Source organism: Ktedonobacter sp. SOSP1-52 (genome assembly GCF_016587395.1).
Map to the genome: position 1 here is coordinate 141,702 of NZ_BNJH01000001.1, position 18,057 is coordinate 159,758.

The window sequence follows — 18,057 nt, forward strand, 5'->3', positions numbered from 1 at the left end:
TGTACCTACAATGGGGAAACGACCAGGGCTCCTTTATGAAGCGCAACAGAGGCTGGACAGCTTGATGGCGCTGGGACAGAGCCGCGCGCACGCCAAAGCCCAGGCTCGCATCCTGGGAATCTATCACTGGCCGTTTTCTGATGGGAAGATTCACGCCTATACTACACGGACGACGTACCAGAACATCGTGATGCGCTTTTTGTGCTGGTGCCGCGCAACGCATGGGACCAAACGGCTGCACGAGATCGATCAGCGTGCGGATGCACTCGTCTCTGCCTACCTGCACCTGCATGTGCAGGAGGGCTACAGCCCCTGGACACTTGCAACCACGCGCAGCGCCTTGCGCCTCTTCTTTGGCTCTCCGACTCTTGCCAGCGAGGTGGCATTACCGGCACGGCATCGAGAGGCCATTCGTCGCTCCCGTACCCCATCCCCACATCAGAAACGGCCTCGCCACATGTCCGCTGAAGCCTGGCAGGATCTCCTTGCCTTTCTTGGTGCAACTGGCTTACGGCGGCATGAAGCGCGAGCGCTACGGGTTGGCCAGATCGAGAGGCTGCCAGATGGGCAGGTGGTGCTCGCTCACATCCATGGCAAAGGGGGCAAAATACGCCAGGTTCCTGTCCTCCCAGGGCAAGAGACTACCGTGCTCCGCCTGGTCGAGGGACGGCGGGGCGAGGAGAAGGTCTTTCCTCGCCTCCCCAAGCACCTCGATATCCATGCCTATCGTCGGCAGTATGCCCAGGCACTCTATCAATCCCTTTCTGGACGTCCTCTGCCCCCGTCACAGGGACGACTCCCTCACGGCATTCTTGATGAGGAAGTCGTCCTGGTCGTGTCACGCGCGCTGGGGCATAACCGTCGAGACGTGGTCCTGACCTCCTACCTGCGTTAAGCAGACACCATCACCCAGGAGCACTGCTGTTCCTGTGCATATAGATTCGCGTTTTCTTTGTACTTACTGGCTCATCTGCCTGCACTGACAGGCAGGTGAGCCAGTTTTTTCATGTCTTTTATGAAAGGAACATCCCCTATGCGTCGAGAAGATACCCGCTATCGCTTTCTGCTCAAAGAACTAGAGGCCTTCACCGGCCTCTACAAAACGACGGCCCAGGCCTGGTTCGTGGAATTTACCAGCGATCCATCTCACGTGACAGACCAGGAACACGGGTACCGACACGCCTTTCCCGAGCACGTCCTCGCCTGTATCGAGGGCTTTGACACGCCCAAACGGCTCTTTCAACCCTTTGGTCCGCTCCCTCAACCCACGCGCATCTTTCTGCCCTATCACGATAAGGTCCTGACTCCGTTCAATGACGAGATGGAACAATGCCTCGCCGCATGGTGGCAACAGGAGTGGCGACGTCAGTATCTTGATTTTGTCCACATTCCACCAGCGTCACCGACACGTCCCAGGTCACTCACCCCCGCTGGATTTCGTACCTGGCGCTATACCGATCAGTTCCTGATCAGGATAGAAGGCGGGATGAGAACACGCCAATGCCAGGTGAGCACATATTATACAAGCTACGTTATCTGGCGCTTTCCACTCCCTCCCACACCCTTACATCTGCTCCCTCAACTCCTGCTTCCACGACTCCATCGGCTGGCCGCCCTTACTGACTGGCGAGAGGTCGAACACCTTCCCCCGCCAGTCAGTCGCGCACTGAGCAGACGCACGGCACAACTGATCACTTTTTACACGGAGCGCTCCCTTCAGGTCACCCCACTGCCATTGCCCTCAGGCAAGCCATCCTGCCAGGACATCCCACAACAACAGACCATGCAGAGAGCTGCTGTCCATGACTAACCATTCCCTTCCCCGTTGCCGCAGCCCTCCATCACACATCTCACACAATCAACGTCTCACCAACAACGCACGTAGAGAAAGGACATCATACCGTTATGTCTGAGACCCACCATGACACACATGCACCTCTTGAGGTTGACGACAAGGCCCACTACGAGGACCAGTCCTACCGGTATCTCCCACTGGGTGGGCGTATCCTTGATCGCGAACACATTATCACCCTCATCGATCACCGCTCCCGCCTGCTTGCACCGGGGATCGAGGTCGTGTTCGCAAGCGAACGGCTGGCACCACTTTTGATTCAAAACCAAGCCGACCAGGAGGTCCTGCTCAACTGGTATCTCCGCGCGCATTCCTCGCCCCCTCAACCGTTTCTCCAGCTTGGCACCCACCTGCTCTCACGCGCACACATCTGCGAACTGCTGGAAAGCGGCATTGAGGGCGATACTACCCTCCTCCTGCGCTATAACTCACTGCCAGATCTACTCATGGGAGATGCCGCAAACTCTTCCATCCAAACGCTGGAATTGCGAGGGCAGACCGCCGATGCAGTCCGCCACTGGCTCGCGGCGCAGACAGAGGTCATTGTGCCTTTGAGGCCTGCCGCCAGCCTGCCTTCCACGGCCTTGGGGTTCATGCAGGAGTCTCCCTCTTGTCCCCATTGCGAAAGCTGGCTCACACCCCATGTGGATCAGCAAACACAGCGCACCCTGACCCTGGTCTGCCCGCTCTGTCAGTACACCGATGGTCCCTTTACCCGCAACGAAGATCCCACTCCATCAACCAACGCACCGAAGAAAGGATAACGCCTTATGAACACACATCAGCAACAACGTTCCCCTCATCTCTCACTCATGTCCTCCGTCGCGGAGACAGCCTCAGGGCCGGGCGAGAACACCGACTGGCGAGAAGCAGGATTGGAAGAGGACGCAAGCCTCGTGCTCCTGCTAGAGGCTCTCGCCAGCCCCGTCCGGTTTCGTTTGCTCCGCTTGCTCGCCCAGGAAGGCGGCAACCTCTGTGTCAGTGAACTGGTCGAACGAATACCACGCAGCCAGCCCGTCGTCTCGCATCATTTGCGGCTCTTACTGTTTGCCAAACTCATTGGGGTAAAACAACAGGGGACGCATAACTACTACTACATCTTGCCCGACAAGCTCAAAGAGATACGCGAGGCCCTGTCCTCCGTTGAACACCTGCTGCAGCAGAGACGTGAGGATCAGCGCTAAACACAAAGAACCTCTTCAGGGACACAGATCTGCAATATCACCCCTGAAGAGGCACAGTGAAGAGGGAGTCTTCCAGAACTCTCTCCTCTGAGCATATCTCACGATCTCCCAGGCATGCAGCATTTTCCACATTGTTTTCTGATGACGACAGCCTCCCACTATGCAGGTGGGAGGCTGTCGTCCTTTGTCTGAAAGGATCACCCCACATGACACACATCAACCCACCACGCTTTGATTACCGGCAGGCCATTGAACAAGCACGTTCCCTCCTGGAAGAAGAGCAGCAGGTAAGCCTCATGCTCTCAGGCCTCTCTCACAGAGCGCGAACACAGAGACGCGAACAACTCGGGCAATTGCTCATGCAGATCCAGATCCACATGCAGCAGGAAATTGGTCACTTGCGTTACGCCCTGCACACCCTCCACCACTGCCACCTTTGCGGGAAATCCACTGGGCACAAGAGATGCTGACACGTCCCGATCTGGCCGTGTTCCACCTGACCACCGCCGGGCTCGCACATGACGCTGAGATCATCGCGGTGACCCTAGTTGATCGAACAGGGATGCCCATTGAGCATCTCGTGGTTCGCCCGACGGAGTCCATCTCCTTTGCACGTAGCGAAAGCTATGGCCTGAACGCAACCCAACTGGCTTCGGCACCTTCACTGCCTGAGGTGTGGGGGAGCCTTTCACAGGCCTGCCAGGGTCGCTTCTTGCTCAGTTTTCAGCGCGACTATGATCTGTCACGGCTTGAAAAGGCGGCCACACAACTGCACCTTCCGCCTCTCAGCGTCCAGATGGAGGATCTGCGCGCCCACACCCGGTCCTACTTTGGCGAACTCGGGTTGCGGCTCTCAGACCTCTGCGAGCGGTGTGGGGTATCCCTTCCACCTACACCTGATCCCCTCCACTGTGCCCAGGCATTGCATGCCGTGCTCTGCTCCATGGCACACGAGGGCGAGGAGCACTAACCATTCTTCAAAGATCTGCCAAGGGAGAAGAGGAGGTACATCACCCTCTTCCTCTGGCACCCTACCATCCACAACACACCAATTATTCATCCTTAGAAAGGACGTAGTGACACAATGCCCACGTTTTCATCACCAACACCCACTCTTGCCTCAGAGGTTGGGTACGCATTACGCCAGATCCTCATCCTGCATCCAACCCACCCGCTCACCGAGGTCTTCTCCTCCGTGAGCGATGATGGGAGTGTTGAACGCACACGGCTCTCTGAGCACATGGCTACCTGGTCTGCCCAACTGAGACACCCTCTGTCCAACCCACGCATCTTCCTGAACAAAGAGCACACGAAGCGCCTGCTTTTACAACGCGGGGTCGCCTATGCACTGCTTGGAGCCCCTGAGCAGGCACGGCAGGATCTGCATGCCCTCCTACAACACGGTGGAACAACGACAAGACAACTGGAAGGACTCGCCTGCCTCGTGCTTGCCGTCCTCGCCACGGAACAGGAACGCTACCCGGATGCGCTTCCGCTCTGGAAACAGGCGCGGGCCTGGCTCCACCCACACGCGTATGACCGCTTAGCGTTGACCTGGTACTTTGCGAAGGTCCTCATTCAGCTCAACCATCTGCGTAAGGCCTACCGAGTCCTCACCGAGGTCCTCTCCTCCACCACTCCTGATCCACGCCTGCCACGACAGGAGGAACGGGCGGAAGCCTACGCCGAACTCTTCGCACAACGTGGTGGCGTCTGTTCTCTCTTACAGTACCATCAGGAAGCCATTGAGGACCTCAACGCCGCGATTAAACTGCATCCTACCTGTGCTCGCTTCTTCTCCATTCGCGGCTTACTCCACGCCAAACAGCAGCACTGGCAGGCCGCCTATCATGACCTCTGGCGAGCGTTACACGAGATGCCCGAAGACCAGGCACTGGCCGATTGCCTCTTCGTCGTCCTGCAACGTCTGGGTACTCAGCTTGCAGTGTCTACGACCACACCTACCATGCGAACGAAAGGAGGGATAAGGCGTGCATAACCGCCCACCGTCCACGTTCACTCGTCAGCTCCAGGAGCTGCGTGCGTCACTGCCTCCAGAGGCACCTGATCCCCTGATCGATCCGCCACCTGACGCGTTCCTCCACCTGTGGGAGTGTGCGAAAGTCGCGGGGATAGAGATACGTAACCTTCTGGTCGTTCGCCAACCGCTGGATTTCCGTGCTGCGGGAGCCTATTCTATCGAGGATCATGACATCTGGGTTTGGTATACCCCTGACGCGCCAGAGGAGCAGGCCCTGCGAACCCTGTTACATGAACTGGCTCACGCCCAATGCCCTCCTACACTGCCCTATGCGTCCTTCGAAGAGGAGTGGGAGGAAGAGCGGGCTACCTGGAAACGGGCCATTGCCCTGGCGCGTGCGTGGGGGAGGGAGCATCTCTTCTCGGAAGAGATCATTGCAACGCTCCTGGAAGAAGTGGAAGCCTGTTTGCAGCAGCGCCTCGCCGCCTCTGCCATTCTTGGGAGTACCGATATGGCGCTGACAGAGCGTACCCTCAAGCAACTCTGGCTCGAAGCCAATGCCTGGGGATGGACGGGTGAGTTGCTGCATGACGTGCTCACAGGGGTCAACACTGACCCTGGTTTGCTCATGGAGGTGCTCGCCTTTGATCGGTGCGTGCTGCATGCCTGCTGGGAACTGGTGCATGAGCTCGAGGATGACCCTGACCCAGAGATGCTCTTTGGCCCTCTTTCTCGCCTGGGAGAAGGCACACGCTTGGCGAGCGCGGTAGTCCTGCTCCAGCGGACCCTCGCCTCCTGTGCCCGCCAGGAAGAGGCGCTGCGCACCCGTCTCGCCACGCGGTTCTGGCAGGTGGTAACCTTGGGAACGATGTCCTATGAGCGAAGCCGTCAGGTAATCCAGGATGAGGCCTCGCTCCAGGAGGCCATCGCTCTGGTCAATCAGCTTTGCTTTAATGCCCATGGCTATGCCCTGCGGATGAACTGGCAATGCTTTGACGAACTGTTCTCCCGGCAAGATCAGGTGACACGCCCGGCGCGGCTCTACTGTCTCCATCTCTTCTTCACTCCCTGGACGGAGGTGCTGACCGAGATCACTCTCTGGATAGACCTAGAAATGCTCCCAGACTGTCAGAAACGCCTCCCCAGGGCCATCTGGTTCCTGTTTCCCAGAGGCGAGGACACCACGCTGCTTGAGGTCGCGTGGCAACTCTTCCTGCTGTCCTGGATCAGGTGTGCTGAGATCAGCTATGAAGGATCCCTCTCCACTCCGGCGAATCCGCTCCAAGATAGGAGAGAGGCTCAGTGGGCACCTTCTCCAGAGGACAGCGAAAGCGGTAATGGGAGCACGATGGGAGGGACGGCGTGACAATGTTGGATCAACGCCAATTTGATGCGCTCTACACCTGGCTTCAAGAACCCCAGCAGTGCCATGCCAGGCCGATCAAGACTGGATGGCGCTACAGGTGTAACCACACCTTTGAGCATACAGCCATCTGGCTGAGGCGTCAGGGTCTGAATGTCGAAAGTCACCTGGCGCAGTTGAAAGCGCTAGGGATCACCTGCGATTGTGGCATCCTCTCGACGCTCATTGACTGGCCCACACCCTAGCCAGTTTCACTGCGCGCATTTCATCATCTTCTTCTCTTCCCTCTCCACTCCCACTGTTTTGCCCTGCTTTGGTTCCAGCAAGAGCGCGACGCACATGACAATCGGATCACATTCCTGCTGTGTCTCAATCGCACAACTACAGACAGGTAGGAGGGAAGACAGGGAGCATCATCAAGACGACAAGCACACAGAGAAAACACATCATCTGTGTGCTCTTGTCGTAGAAAAGAATGCCTCCTGCTCAGTCATGATCACGGCTGGGCAGGAGGCATTGTTGTGTTCAAAAAAGGAGATAAAGTATGTCAGACCGACAGGCAAAACGCCAACATCGCGCCGAGCGAAGAGCGGCGGCAAACCAGGAGGCGGCAACATCTCGCCCATCTCTGGGTGCATCGCCTCACGCCACCGAGCGGACTTCAGTCGCCTCTAGTCACCTAGCCATTGCGCTCAGTGCCGCCGTTCCTCTTCGTGTGCTAGGACTCTATGAACGGCAGGGTCCCGATGAGAATGAGCTGGAAGCAGCCCGTCAGGTAGGAACACTGCTTGCATCAAAGGGAGATGTCCTCCTCTTTGGAAGCCAGGTGAGAGGAGAAACTGCTAAGCTCTTCAATCATGTTGCACAGGCTCTAGCGGTGCTCTCATTTGCACCAGGTGGCATTTGCTTTGGCCAGCATTTTGACGCTCAGGCGATCCTCACAGGGTTCTTTGGCGCCCAAACGGCGGAACAGTATTGTCAGCACATGAGAGGAACTCCTCTTACGGCACAGCAAGAGCAGAGGAATCCTCACAACGACGATATGCGCTGAGCCAACAAAGCAAAAATGGTTTGAAACGTGTCAGGCGGTGCCTTATCAAGGCGTAGCCTGTTGTTTTCTAGAGAAAGAAAAACTATGAAACGCAAGAAACAAGATCCCAAACACGATCTTCTAAGCATCCCCTGGACACCTTTCGTCCAATGTGAGAAAGATCCGCGTGATCCTGAAAGTGAAATCTATCGTAATAGTCGTTATCAGGTCCATCGCAGACGCTTCAAGGCACATGACAGTGGGCCAGACCTGATCCACCTCTCGTTCCGACGCCTGGATCATGGAACATTTCTGCCCTATAGGGACAAAATGTGCATCAAAGATGAACTCGTCGGACCAGAATGCGAAGGCATCGAACTCTTCCCCGCACGCTCACGCGAAGTGGACACCGCCAACCACTATCACCTGTGGATTATCGATGATCCCACGTTCCGCTTCCCATTTGGGTTTACCCAGCGCCTAGTCACCGAAGCAACCATTGGTGATGCACAGCAAGAGCCATGGCCGGCCAATGAACGTCCGTCTGATTGTCTTTCCGAAGAAGAAATGAGAGCACTTCTCCAGAGAGAACAACGTAGACGTTCCTGAACGCATAATGCGACATTCCGCCGGATATCACGCTCTTCCGAGCCTGTATCCGGCGGAATTGGCAAGCGTTTTTTAGAAAACACGCTTTTTTTGAGAAAGGTATTATATAAATAGTATAATACAAAATTTTGGTAATTTAAGTTCTGAAAAACTTTAGTGGTCTAGAGAGACACAGCAAGCTTTAGGCATAAGAAGTGGCTTTCGGAGCATTTCTGTGTCCATCCTGACGAGCCATCCTAACAAGGAAGCAAAGTGAACGCCGAATGCCAGCAACAAGTACCCAGTTGGCTACAAAAGGATAAATATCGCACTGTGTCCAAGCGGTCAGTCACAATTCTACCATGCCCATGAAAATCTCGCTGTAGACGCACGCAAGTGGAGAAAAAACAGCAGAAGAAGTCTTACTTGTGGGTACAGCTTCTCATGACGCAATGTATAGCCACAAAAAAATAGCGTAAAGGAACGAGCCAAAGGCAGAACTTCACACAATTACATTCTCAGATGGAGTAGCCTCTAAAGCAAGGCCTCTACAGAAAAGGCAGATTGAAACAGAACTACTATCGACGAAAGTATACATAGACTGACTTCTAGGGGTCATTACAAAGCAATAGGAAGGCGGCTATGTGCTTTCCTCAGAGGAAAGCACATAGCCGCCTTCCATTAATATGGCCCGAATTTCATGTTTAGTCCGAAATATAAGAATTCACCACGGCGCAATTTAGGCTTTCTCTACGCGAGATCCTAACTTAAATGGATTGAAGTCGGTCTGATAATCGTAGACATCAACGCCTTCCCGCAGCTTGAGAAAGCGAACAATGACATAGGTAAAAGGCGTCGCCACAATCTCATAGAGGACCTTGAATATCCATTGCGTCAAAATAGCCGTCAAAAGAAGGGGAAGAGGGAGTATGCTCCAAAAAACAATGCCAATAAAGATTGCCGAGTCCAACCCCTCACCGACAAAAGTGGAGCCTATCGTTCTCGTCCAAAGCCAACGTCCCTTGGTGGCAATTTTCATCTTCGCCAGGATAAAGGAGTTTGCGAACTCCCCCACAAGATAAGAGATGAAAGAAGCAAGCAATGTCTTTGGAGTAGATCCTAAAATAGTCTGATATGCGTTTTGATCATGCCAAACGCTTGCAGACGGAAGAAGACCACCCAAAGAGAAGGCGATCACAGCCAGGAGGTTACAAAAAAAGCCCAGCCAAATGACAAACCGCGTTGCACGATATCCGTACACCTCGGTCAAAACATCGCCAAATAAGTAGCTAAGGGGAAATATAATGACCCCTGCAGGAAGGAGAAAACCAAGCGGAGAAATCAGTTTCACGGCAAGAATATTTGCCGTGATCAGGCATGTCACAAAAAGAGCTGCAACGCCAACAAACCAAGTCGAAACCTTCAATGTAGCCATCCTTCAAAAGCCTTTTCACCGGGCAAAGCCTCTGTTTAAAGAGGGATTAATATCAATACTAGCGAGAAAAGTAAAAACTTATCAATATTATCGCTCAACATTCCTACAATAAACAATGCCTTTATCTAAAAGGGTACTGTGTAACTGACCCGCTTTTGTGGAAGATATAAATTGGGAAGAGACCTCCACAAAAGGAGAGTGGTCGACATGGCAAACAAGCACCGAACCTTTGAGAAAGAATACAAACAAGAAACCGTTCGCTTAGTGCAACCCAATTGAACGAATACTAGCAAATAAAATACACTATAAGACGATTAAAAGTGCAATTCAATTTCTTGGGCAAAATTTAGAGCCCGATGATTTGATGATAAGAGACAATTACCTTATAGGATGATAAATGAGAGAAGAGACAATTACCTTATAGGATGATAAATGAGAGAAGAGACAAACCATTTGAGCTAGAAATCACCAAAGCATGATTCTCACTCAAAAGTAGAAGGATCTCTATAAAAATCCTTAACATGATTAGATTGTTGTGTTATACTCTACATGGTAGAGGCAATGCCGCCTCTTGTAAAAAAGAGATTGTACATACTCGCTTTTTTACAATGCATTGTGTGCTTAATGGATTGGATACACATGTGATGGACTCCGACGATATCTGGGTAGGACCAACAGAAAAGCTTGAGGTTAAAGAAGAAAAAGAACCTTATCCTAACCCTCGACCGAGCGTGCATCCTATTTTCTCAAAAAGTGATCCTTCTCTCAAAAAGATTCAGCTTCTGCCTCTAGTTGATGAGCTTCCAGCTGTATCTTTGCCAGCATTTGAAGCTGTCCCAATGCCTCCCTCAATTATCAAACCACCTCCCACTATTTTCACAGACCTCTGGGGAGAAGAGCAAGAAGATTTGGCTTCTGAATACTCTAACATACTGCAAACTAACATACTTACTCACACTCACGAAATAGAAAAACGTCAAAGTAAACCTGTCATTGAGGATGCACTCCTGCTTCCAGAAGAGAGATATTCAACGCCCCTTTCTCTGGCTCAGGACACCTTGGTGGATAAACTATGGGAATATCCTTCAGAGATTACTAGTGAAGATTGGACCGAGCAAGCTACAGCGTCTTTTGACGATCTCGGTCTCCTTGAGGACCTCGACCTATTTGATATAGATGCGGCTCTAGCAAAACAAGAGGCCGAAGTTCAACAGCAAGAGTACGAGCAAAAGAAAGAATTTGCAGACAACGGTAAACGCTTTGAAAGGTGGGGCGGATCTGTTAGCCTAATTTATGTGAATTGGGAAAATACGGAAACCGCCGAGCAGGAGGCCCTGAAAAGATTGGGATGTGCCAATATTCCAATGAGCAAGGAGACACGAGATTTTATCATTCAGGTCGCTCGTAATGCCAGATTACCCCACCGCCAAGAGATTCAGCTTACAAGGCAACTTACCAATAATCGCCAAAAACTGACTTCGCTCCCTCCCTTCAATGAGGATGAGGTCATTGATCCTTACGCAGCCAAGAGACAAGCTCTACAAGACGAGATAACAGAGATAGAACACACACTTACCAATAAGATGCAATGGGTAGCCATTAAAAAGGCTGCACGCTATCGCGGACAGGGAATCGAATTCGACGATTTGATTCAATTTGGTCTCGAAGGCGTAATAGCAGGTATTCGACACTTTGATATCACCAGAAGCACTCGTCTACTACTGTCTGTCAACACATGGACCTTTCAAGCCATTACACGTGCTATAGCTGACTATGGAAGTGTGATACGCCTGCCAGCTCACATGTTCGAGCAGGTTCGGGTAGTAAAAAAGCAACAACATCAGTGGGAACACGAGCATGGACAGCCCCCCACCGATCATGAATTAGCCACTATCATGGATATACCGCTATCAGAGTTAGTAAACATCTTAAGGGCTAAAGACTTGTTAAGCTCATCTCATAAAATTTTGTCAATTAATCGTCTAATTCGTACTGAATACCTCAATGAGGGATTCTCGTTTCAGGAGACTGAAGAACGCCTGCATACTACTGATGATGCTTTCTCATATATTATTGGAGAGATAACAGGACGGCAAATGCAGGAAGTCCTCTACCAGGACCTGAGTTCCAGAGAACGATTGGTTTTTTCTCTTCGTGCAGGCTTTAATGAAGATGGAGAGGTATCAACACTTGAAGAGATAGGTGAGCATCTGCAAATAACGCGAGAACGCGTCAGACAAATCGAAAAGAGGACCAAAAAGAAAATGATTTACCAATGGGAAGTGCACTTTAAGGATCTGTATCCTGATATACCAATTCCTCAAGAACCTGAAAAAGTGATAGCGATTGAGGGAAGTGACCCACAAAAAATGACAGGAATGAGCATTTAAGACAGTTAATTTTAAAACACAAACAGCTATATGATGCTACGCGAGAGACTAAAAAAGCAGAAGTGGAAACTATTGATGCCGATACGAACCATGAAAGTAACGCAAATAACAGAGCCGATACTCAAAAAGGGGTTGAAGGAATCTCAATGAAACCTTGAGAGAGAAAGCTAAGCAGTCACTAAGAGAAGCGGCACTGCGCTTTCATCGGGAAAGCAACCACGAACTTGAGCAATTATCGTAGTTGCATTAAATAAAAGAATAGAAAAGAAGCATTGTTATTCTATGACATTAGATTTTTTTGCATCCATGACAGCCGCGCCCAGCGATTTTCGGAAGATTGAAGCACTTTTGAAAGATGCTAAGCCAAAGCATGATCCATTAGCACATATCCTCACAACACCACTCTTTATGAGTAAGGAAGCGTTAGGGTTTGTGCGCCGTTTTCAAGAAGAGCGCCCAAGCGAGGTTTGTTTCGATAGCGCTGGATACTATGTACAAATGGGAAAAATCGGGTATCACGAATTGTACATGAAGCTCCTCAACTGTTATCGAATGCACAGGTGGGCAGACCGCTATGTTTTACCCGACAACGTCCCCCTCTCCAGCGATAGCCATAAGCAAGTTGAAGAAAAAGTGCGTGAAACAGTCCATTATTCGTGTCTTTTCTTTCAAGAGATGCCTGATGAACTGAAAGAGAGAGCAATGCCAGTAGTGCATGGGCGCACGCGATCGCAAATTGAGTATTGCCTGGAACATTATCTGAAGCTGGGAGTGAAATGGGTAGGTTTCGGCAGTTTTGGGACTGCTGGTAAAAACAATGAAGCTAACATGGCAACCGCGTCGGCTGTTGAAAATGCGCGGTTGGTAGCTCAAATTGCTGCGCACTATGGGGTCAAGACGCATTTGTTTGGCATAGGTGCCCCTGCACTCGTAGGAATGATTTACAGTACAGGTGCGGCAGCCTTCGATTCTGCTTCGTGGTTTAAAGCTGCCGGATTCGGACAAGTGCATTTGCCTCTCATGCGCAGCTATAACATCACATATCAAAATAGCTCATCAGAGTTACAGCAGGGCATTACCTGGGAGGATTTCACGCGTTTTAAACACATTACTAATCATTCATGCACTTACTGTCAGGAGTATCACATTCTTGCGGGACATAAAATGCACCGAGTTATTCATAATCTTTTAGCGGTGAACGAGTCAGTAGATATTTTCAATCAGGAACAATTTGAACGAGCTCGAACTATTTATGAACAAGGTTCATTGAAATATAGAGAGGAACACAAACAATGGCTTCCGCTAGCAAAGAGCTAGTCTTTCATTTTCCTATCGCGGCTGAGCCGAGTAAAGTGCTTAAAACACTGCGGACGCTAGAGTACGCCGAGGAACCAATTCTCACAGCCAAAGAATTGGATGATTTGACGTTTGAACAAAATACGGATACCAATCGCTTCAATGAGGCTCGTAGCCTGGCTCAGATCTATCTTGGGTTACTTGAGGCACCAAAATCCGGAATCATTTTAACGCCAAGGGCTTATGTTATTCTGAATAAACGTGAGAATATCCAATATGATCTTTTGCATTTTTTATTCACCGTTGCCTGGTCGGCTAAAAATCTTACCCAACTTACACGTTCGTGGTTCTACCGAGTTCTTTGCGAGCGCCTTTGGGCAATGCAAGAGATCGCGCTAGACCTGGAAACTCGGCGCACATTGACACAGGAAATTGATAATCAACTGCGCCTTGATTTTCAGGAAGCTTCGGATTCCATTGCATCAGTCTCATTAGGGATCCAAACCATGGATGGTGCGATTGAATGGCTACGTCACCTCTCCCCTGTAGTGTTAGAAGCATCAGAGAAACGCACTTGGCTTTTTCATCGGCGTTCTGTCTGCTCACCAGAACTCTTTATTCTGGCATTAAGTCACAGCTATCAGACAAGTGGCGCAGAACTCAACATGGACGTGCTTATTTCTCCTCAACGACGTGAGGAAACCTGCCGCCTCTGTCTACTTGATCCTTTGCAGTTTGATCGGATGTTAGATTTAACTTTACCTCTCTACACCCGTTTTATCAATCCAGGCACGCGCAGCGGTTCGTATGGGCGCTTTGTACGTTTCCATCGTTTTGTGGCTATTGAAGATTTATCTTTAAAATAGAAGAAGAGAAAAATATGTCAAGTACCAAGGAATTTGAGCATCTACAGATTCTTTTAAATAAAGAACCAATTATCGCTACATGGACGGCGCAAGACCTGCTGGAACGTCCAGCAACTGTCCGCGAGAACTATTTGAAACATGTACGCTCGTTTGTTATTCTTGGTCGCGGTGCTCGTTCCACCGAAAACGATCAACCAACAGTCAGCGAGTATGAAAAGCGGCTGATCAAACTGGTCAAAGAGAATGGCGCGGCCAAAGGATATATCACTGCCGAATACGGCTATGGTAAAACGAGCACCGCCGCCTTTATTTGGCATCGTTGTGAGCAAAATGAGATTATCGCTGTCCCCCCGTTTCAAATTCAAAAGTTAGAGCATCTGCTGAGTGCTACCTATGGATGGGTTCGTTTTAAACTGGCAAATAGTGCACCCCAATTGCTAGAAAAAGCAGAACAAATTTATCAAGACAGCGTAAAGCGTGGAATCGAAGCGGAAACTAAAGATGAAAAGGAGCAAGTTTTACTGCGACGCCTACATCAAGAGGGACGTTATACGCTGGATGTACAGACACTAGACTATTTGCGTTTCTTTGAGGGCATGACTGATCTGGTCCGCGAAGCAGGCTATAGCGGCCTAGTGGTGATCGCTGACGAGGTGCAGCAATATATCGATCCAGATATTAAATCAGGACGCGACCCTTTAACAGAGCTTTTTAACCTTATTCAAGCTCTTTTAACCCGCAAAGGGCACTTACCATTCGCACTTCTGTTCAGTATTCCTTCCAAAGAACTTGGCTTGATGAACGATCAGCGCAGTGACCTTGTTCAACGCTTAAAGAGTGATGGACTAGCGTTAGACCTGGGTACGGTTTATAACCAAGCATTCGCACATGATCTCTGGCAACAATTAGCACACGACTTGGAGTTTGAGTCATTAAAAGACCGGGTTGTACTGCCAGAAACTCTGGAAGCACTAGGCCAAATCTCAGCGCGTCAAGATCTGGCGAATGGACCGCGTACAGTTGTAGACGTTTTTCGCCTGATGGTCGAGCGCTATCAAACTCAAACAAAGCCATTCACTCCATTGGATCTCGTCGACGCCTTCCTCCAAAATGACATTCACTACGATAACGTGTCAAAATTGCAAAGCGTTATCTTAGGACATCTCAACCATCAATTTGTCAGAGACCAACCAGCCTATCAACAAGCTATCAAGCTCATGGGTGCTTTTCCTATAGATGGACTGCCGGAACGTTATTTCGACCGTTATCAGTTACGCGATGCTCTCGACAAATTACTGGCAGAGGCTCAGGGTGACATCATGACCCTGCTAGGCGGTGGTTTTGACGAAAACGGCCAAAAGAGAGAATTACGCGCATTCTTGCTTGGATTAGAAGCCCAGAAAACAAGCACCAACTGGTTGGACGTAACCATTCGTGAATTCAAGCGCAACTATCAAGAGGGGAGCCTGCATTATCAGACTCTCGCACGTAAGGGGTTCCAAACTCTCCTAAGAGAGCATATTTTTAAGGGTGACAATTGGAAGCTTACCAGAAGCCTAGATGCCACTTTTACCCAAAATAGAACCCTTTACTACGAAGGAGCATTCCCTAATACTACACGGAAGAATTATCCGAACCGCACATTGCAAATCCGACTTCTAGGGGAGAAAGAAGAGACAAGACCTTTCGCGATTGAGAGTGATTTGATCCTAACTTTCCGCCTGGCCCTAAACTATCACCAACCAAAGGAAGAACGCCGCAAATTCCCAGGACAGATCAGTACACATGAGAAAGAAACAATCTTTCTTCTCAACATGAGTTATAACAGTGGGCAAGAAAACTATGGCGATCTGCTCAGTACGCTTGGTACAGTTGTCTCTCCCTGGGAAACAACTCCATCCTTACTCCTCAGCCTGTACGCATATCTTGCTGAAAAGCAGGATGCAAACGTTGTGCCGAAAATAGATAATGAAATTATACAGACCACATTCCAGCCAGCCCTACTAGAGCACGCATTTGAACAACTTTTTAATACCGACCTGGGAGCAGAAGTGGGAGGCGTTGGTGGTATACGCATTGTGGAAATATTGGTCAAGCGGGAACTGGAAAAGCACTATCCCCACTATCGCACACTGATTACAAATACTCAGTGGAAACAGAGCATAAGAAAATACCATCAAGCACTAGAACATCTGCCAACTCCCTATGAGCGGCAGGGAAAACATCTCTTCGAAGGCACAAAAACAAAGCTAGCAAGCGAGATATTTGTCTTGACGCCTCCTGCTCTTGAGAATTATCTCAATGCTAATCCCCTGCTCATCAAACAAGAAGGCACCAACAAATGGCGCTTTACTCTACATCCTCTGGAAGAGCAGATTATCCAGCACCTCAAGGCCAGCCATCTGACAGAGTCACCTCGTTCAGGAGGCAAAGTTCGTCACAAATTGCAGCGGGAAGTGATCATCAAAACAGCAAAAGACAGAGGCTACCGTGACGAAGAGATTGACGAAGCATTGCACTTGTTACAGCGGCGCGAATTGGTCTCTTTCACGCCCAATCGCGCCTGGATCATTACTGAAGAAGTGAGCGTGCCGCAAGTAAGTGAATTGCGTAATGTCTTTGCGCTCTATCAGTCACGCTTAAAAACGCTGCATGAAGCGCTGCGTGATGATCCGGCAATAGCCAAGTTGCGTGAGGAAGAGCCAAAATATGTGCAAGCGTTAATTAATCTAGAGAAAAAGCCTGATGAACAAATGCAAACCAATCTAGAGATGCGCTTCCGCCGTCTTCACAGTGATCTAGATGTGATTATCCAAGGAGCAAAAAAGCAACTCTTTGAGCGTATCAGGAAATACCTACAACAAGGGGTTGGCAAACAACTCTCAAATACAGTCCTTGAACAAGCGCTGCCGGAAGGAGCCTTTCATGCTCAGCTTCAGACGCAAAGGCTTACGCTTCTCAAAACATATGGGGAGCTGGCAGAGAAACGAGAGCATGTAAAAGGACAGCTTGAAGAGCTTCATCAACAGGTCGTAGAAAAAGAGACGCTTACCGAACGAGATATCTTGAGCACCTCTCAAAAAGAGCAGCGGGTTGTCTCCGAACACGTTCAGCTAGAGCGGCAAATAGCTGCATTTCTTCAAACAGTTGATAATTACGAAAAAACTCGACAAGTTTTGCGTCAGGCAAATGATCTCCAACAGCGTTTGAAACACATTGGCCCAGACAGCGTCATTTCGTACCAAAAAGAACTTGATGGTTGGGCTTTATTGATCAGTGGTGAACTAAGTAGTCAGAAGATACAGGGTTTAAAGCATCATGCTCGCTGGCAAGAGCAGCTCGACGGTATCAAACAACGTTTTGATGCACAACTTCAGGCAGAACGCGAGCGCTTTCAGCGAGTGCAACAGGAGTATCGAGAATTTCTTACCCAGTCCACGAATAATAACTGGAGTGAGATAGCCTTTAATCCTTCTGAACCAGAGGATAGCTATAAACAGCTCTGGGACCAGGTCTATAATCAGCTCGCGGTGGCGATTAAACGGGTGCAGAATAATTTGCGAACAACCTACGAGCGGGCCGCTCGTCTACATGGAGGAGCACTTGAAAATTTGCCGGAAACAAATCGCACAAAGATGCAGCAAGGGTTAGATGATATTCAACGTCATTTAGGTACAACGATTGAGCAAACTGCAAACTGGGTGAACGCGCTTTCCAAAGAACGTGTCTTTGAGAAGATCGGCATTGGAAGTACGGTAAAAACAGCCAGAGAAGCGCTTGGACCGGTCTTGAAACAGATACAGGGTATAGACGAGTGGCTGGAGACAGAAATACGATCCCATGTGTATAGCTACGAACAGCAAATTATAGCAGCGCGCCTTTCACCTCAAGAGGAAGTTATTCTGACAACACTCAAAAGGCTCCAACAGAGCGCTGGAATGATCGAGGATATCGAATTAGGCGTGTTACTACAGCAGCCAGAACTGCAAAACATTACCTGGCAAGATATACGGAGCCTCTATGCGAAACAGCACCTGAGTATTAAAATTACGCCAGTCGCTTTTCGTTAATG

General features: G+C 49.9%; 16 protein-coding genes. 15 read left to right on the top strand and 1 reads right to left on the bottom strand.

Annotation, left to right across the window (positions count from 1 at the left end; genetic code table 11):
- Positions 1 to 10: 10 nt before the first annotated feature.
- The 11 genes from JMJ16_RS00670 to JMJ16_RS00715 all read left to right on the top strand — a co-directional run bounded on the left by JMJ16_RS00670 (position 11) and on the right by JMJ16_RS00715 (position 8,019).
- The gene (locus JMJ16_RS00670) at positions 11 to 895 is read left to right on the top strand and encodes an integrase (RefSeq protein ID WP_201377622.1); all 885 of its coding nucleotides are present in this window, start codon (positions 11 to 13) and stop codon (positions 893 to 895) included.
- Positions 896 to 1,033: 138 nt separating this feature from the next.
- A complete protein-coding gene (locus JMJ16_RS00675) occupies positions 1,034 to 1,810 on the top strand; it encodes a hypothetical protein (RefSeq protein ID WP_201377624.1) in 777 nt (258 codons plus the stop codon).
- Positions 1,811 to 1,905: 95 nt separating this feature from the next.
- A complete protein-coding gene (locus JMJ16_RS00680; RefSeq protein WP_201377626.1) occupies positions 1,906 to 2,616 on the top strand; it encodes a hypothetical protein in 711 nt (236 codons plus the stop codon).
- A 6-nt stretch (positions 2,617 to 2,622) separates the two neighbouring features.
- Positions 2,623 to 3,036, top strand: coding sequence for a helix-turn-helix transcriptional regulator (locus tag JMJ16_RS00685; RefSeq protein WP_201377628.1), 414 nt, complete (start codon positions 2,623 to 2,625; stop codon positions 3,034 to 3,036).
- 206 nt (positions 3,037 to 3,242) lie between these two features.
- Positions 3,243 to 3,506 carry a hypothetical protein gene (locus JMJ16_RS53470; protein ID WP_236601096.1) on the top strand — a complete coding sequence of 88 codons (264 nt, stop codon included), beginning with the start codon at positions 3,243 to 3,245 and terminating at the stop codon, positions 3,504 to 3,506.
- A complete protein-coding gene (locus tag JMJ16_RS00690) occupies positions 3,500 to 4,006 on the top strand; it encodes a hypothetical protein (protein ID WP_236601097.1) in 507 nt (168 codons plus the stop codon). Before JMJ16_RS53470 ends, JMJ16_RS00690 begins: the two co-directional genes overlap by 7 nt.
- Positions 4,007 to 4,120: 114 nt before the next feature.
- Positions 4,121 to 5,035, top strand: coding sequence for a tetratricopeptide repeat protein (locus JMJ16_RS00695; RefSeq protein WP_201377630.1), 915 nt, complete (start codon positions 4,121 to 4,123; stop codon positions 5,033 to 5,035).
- Complete coding sequence (locus JMJ16_RS00700; protein ID WP_201377632.1) at positions 5,028 to 6,383, top strand: hypothetical protein; 1,356 nt, start codon at positions 5,028 to 5,030, stop codon at positions 6,381 to 6,383. The genes JMJ16_RS00695 and JMJ16_RS00700 overlap by 8 nt, the downstream gene beginning before the upstream one ends.
- Positions 6,384 to 6,385: 2 nt before the next feature.
- Positions 6,386 to 6,625, top strand: a complete 240-nt coding sequence (locus JMJ16_RS00705) for a DUF2695 domain-containing protein (protein WP_201382673.1) — start codon at positions 6,386 to 6,388, stop codon at positions 6,623 to 6,625.
- 299 nt (positions 6,626 to 6,924) lie between these two features.
- Positions 6,925 to 7,431: a hypothetical protein gene (locus tag JMJ16_RS00710; protein ID WP_201377634.1), complete on the top strand. Its 507-nt coding sequence runs from the start codon at positions 6,925 to 6,927 to the stop codon at positions 7,429 to 7,431.
- A gap of 84 nt (positions 7,432 to 7,515) precedes the next feature.
- Positions 7,516 to 8,019 (top strand): hypothetical protein, encoded by a 504-nt coding sequence (locus JMJ16_RS00715; protein WP_201377636.1) that lies wholly within the window; start codon positions 7,516 to 7,518, stop codon positions 8,017 to 8,019.
- A gap of 718 nt (positions 8,020 to 8,737) precedes the next feature.
- Here JMJ16_RS00715 and JMJ16_RS00720 read toward each other — a convergent pair.
- Entirely contained in the window at positions 8,738 to 9,424 is a 687-nt protein-coding gene (locus JMJ16_RS00720; protein WP_374228972.1) for a queuosine precursor transporter, read from the bottom strand.
- Positions 9,425 to 10,077: 653 nt separating this feature from the next.
- Here JMJ16_RS00720 and JMJ16_RS00725 point away from each other — a divergent pair.
- The 4 genes from JMJ16_RS00725 to JMJ16_RS00740 all read left to right on the top strand — a co-directional run bounded on the left by JMJ16_RS00725 (position 10,078) and on the right by JMJ16_RS00740 (position 18,055).
- A complete protein-coding gene (locus tag JMJ16_RS00725) occupies positions 10,078 to 11,823 on the top strand; it encodes a sigma-70 family RNA polymerase sigma factor (protein ID WP_201377638.1) in 1,746 nt (581 codons plus the stop codon).
- A gap of 282 nt (positions 11,824 to 12,105) precedes the next feature.
- On the top strand, positions 12,106 to 13,140 hold the full coding sequence (locus JMJ16_RS00730; RefSeq protein WP_201377639.1) for a hypothetical protein: 1,035 nt from the start codon (positions 12,106 to 12,108) through the stop codon (positions 13,138 to 13,140).
- A complete protein-coding gene (locus JMJ16_RS00735; protein WP_201377640.1) occupies positions 13,116 to 13,985 on the top strand; it encodes a hypothetical protein in 870 nt (289 codons plus the stop codon). The genes JMJ16_RS00730 and JMJ16_RS00735 overlap by 25 nt, the downstream gene beginning before the upstream one ends.
- Before the next feature lie 14 nt (positions 13,986 to 13,999).
- The gene (locus JMJ16_RS00740; protein ID WP_201377641.1) at positions 14,000 to 18,055 is read left to right on the top strand and encodes a hypothetical protein; all 4,056 of its coding nucleotides are present in this window, start codon (positions 14,000 to 14,002) and stop codon (positions 18,053 to 18,055) included.
- Positions 18,056 to 18,057 lie beyond the last annotated feature (2 nt).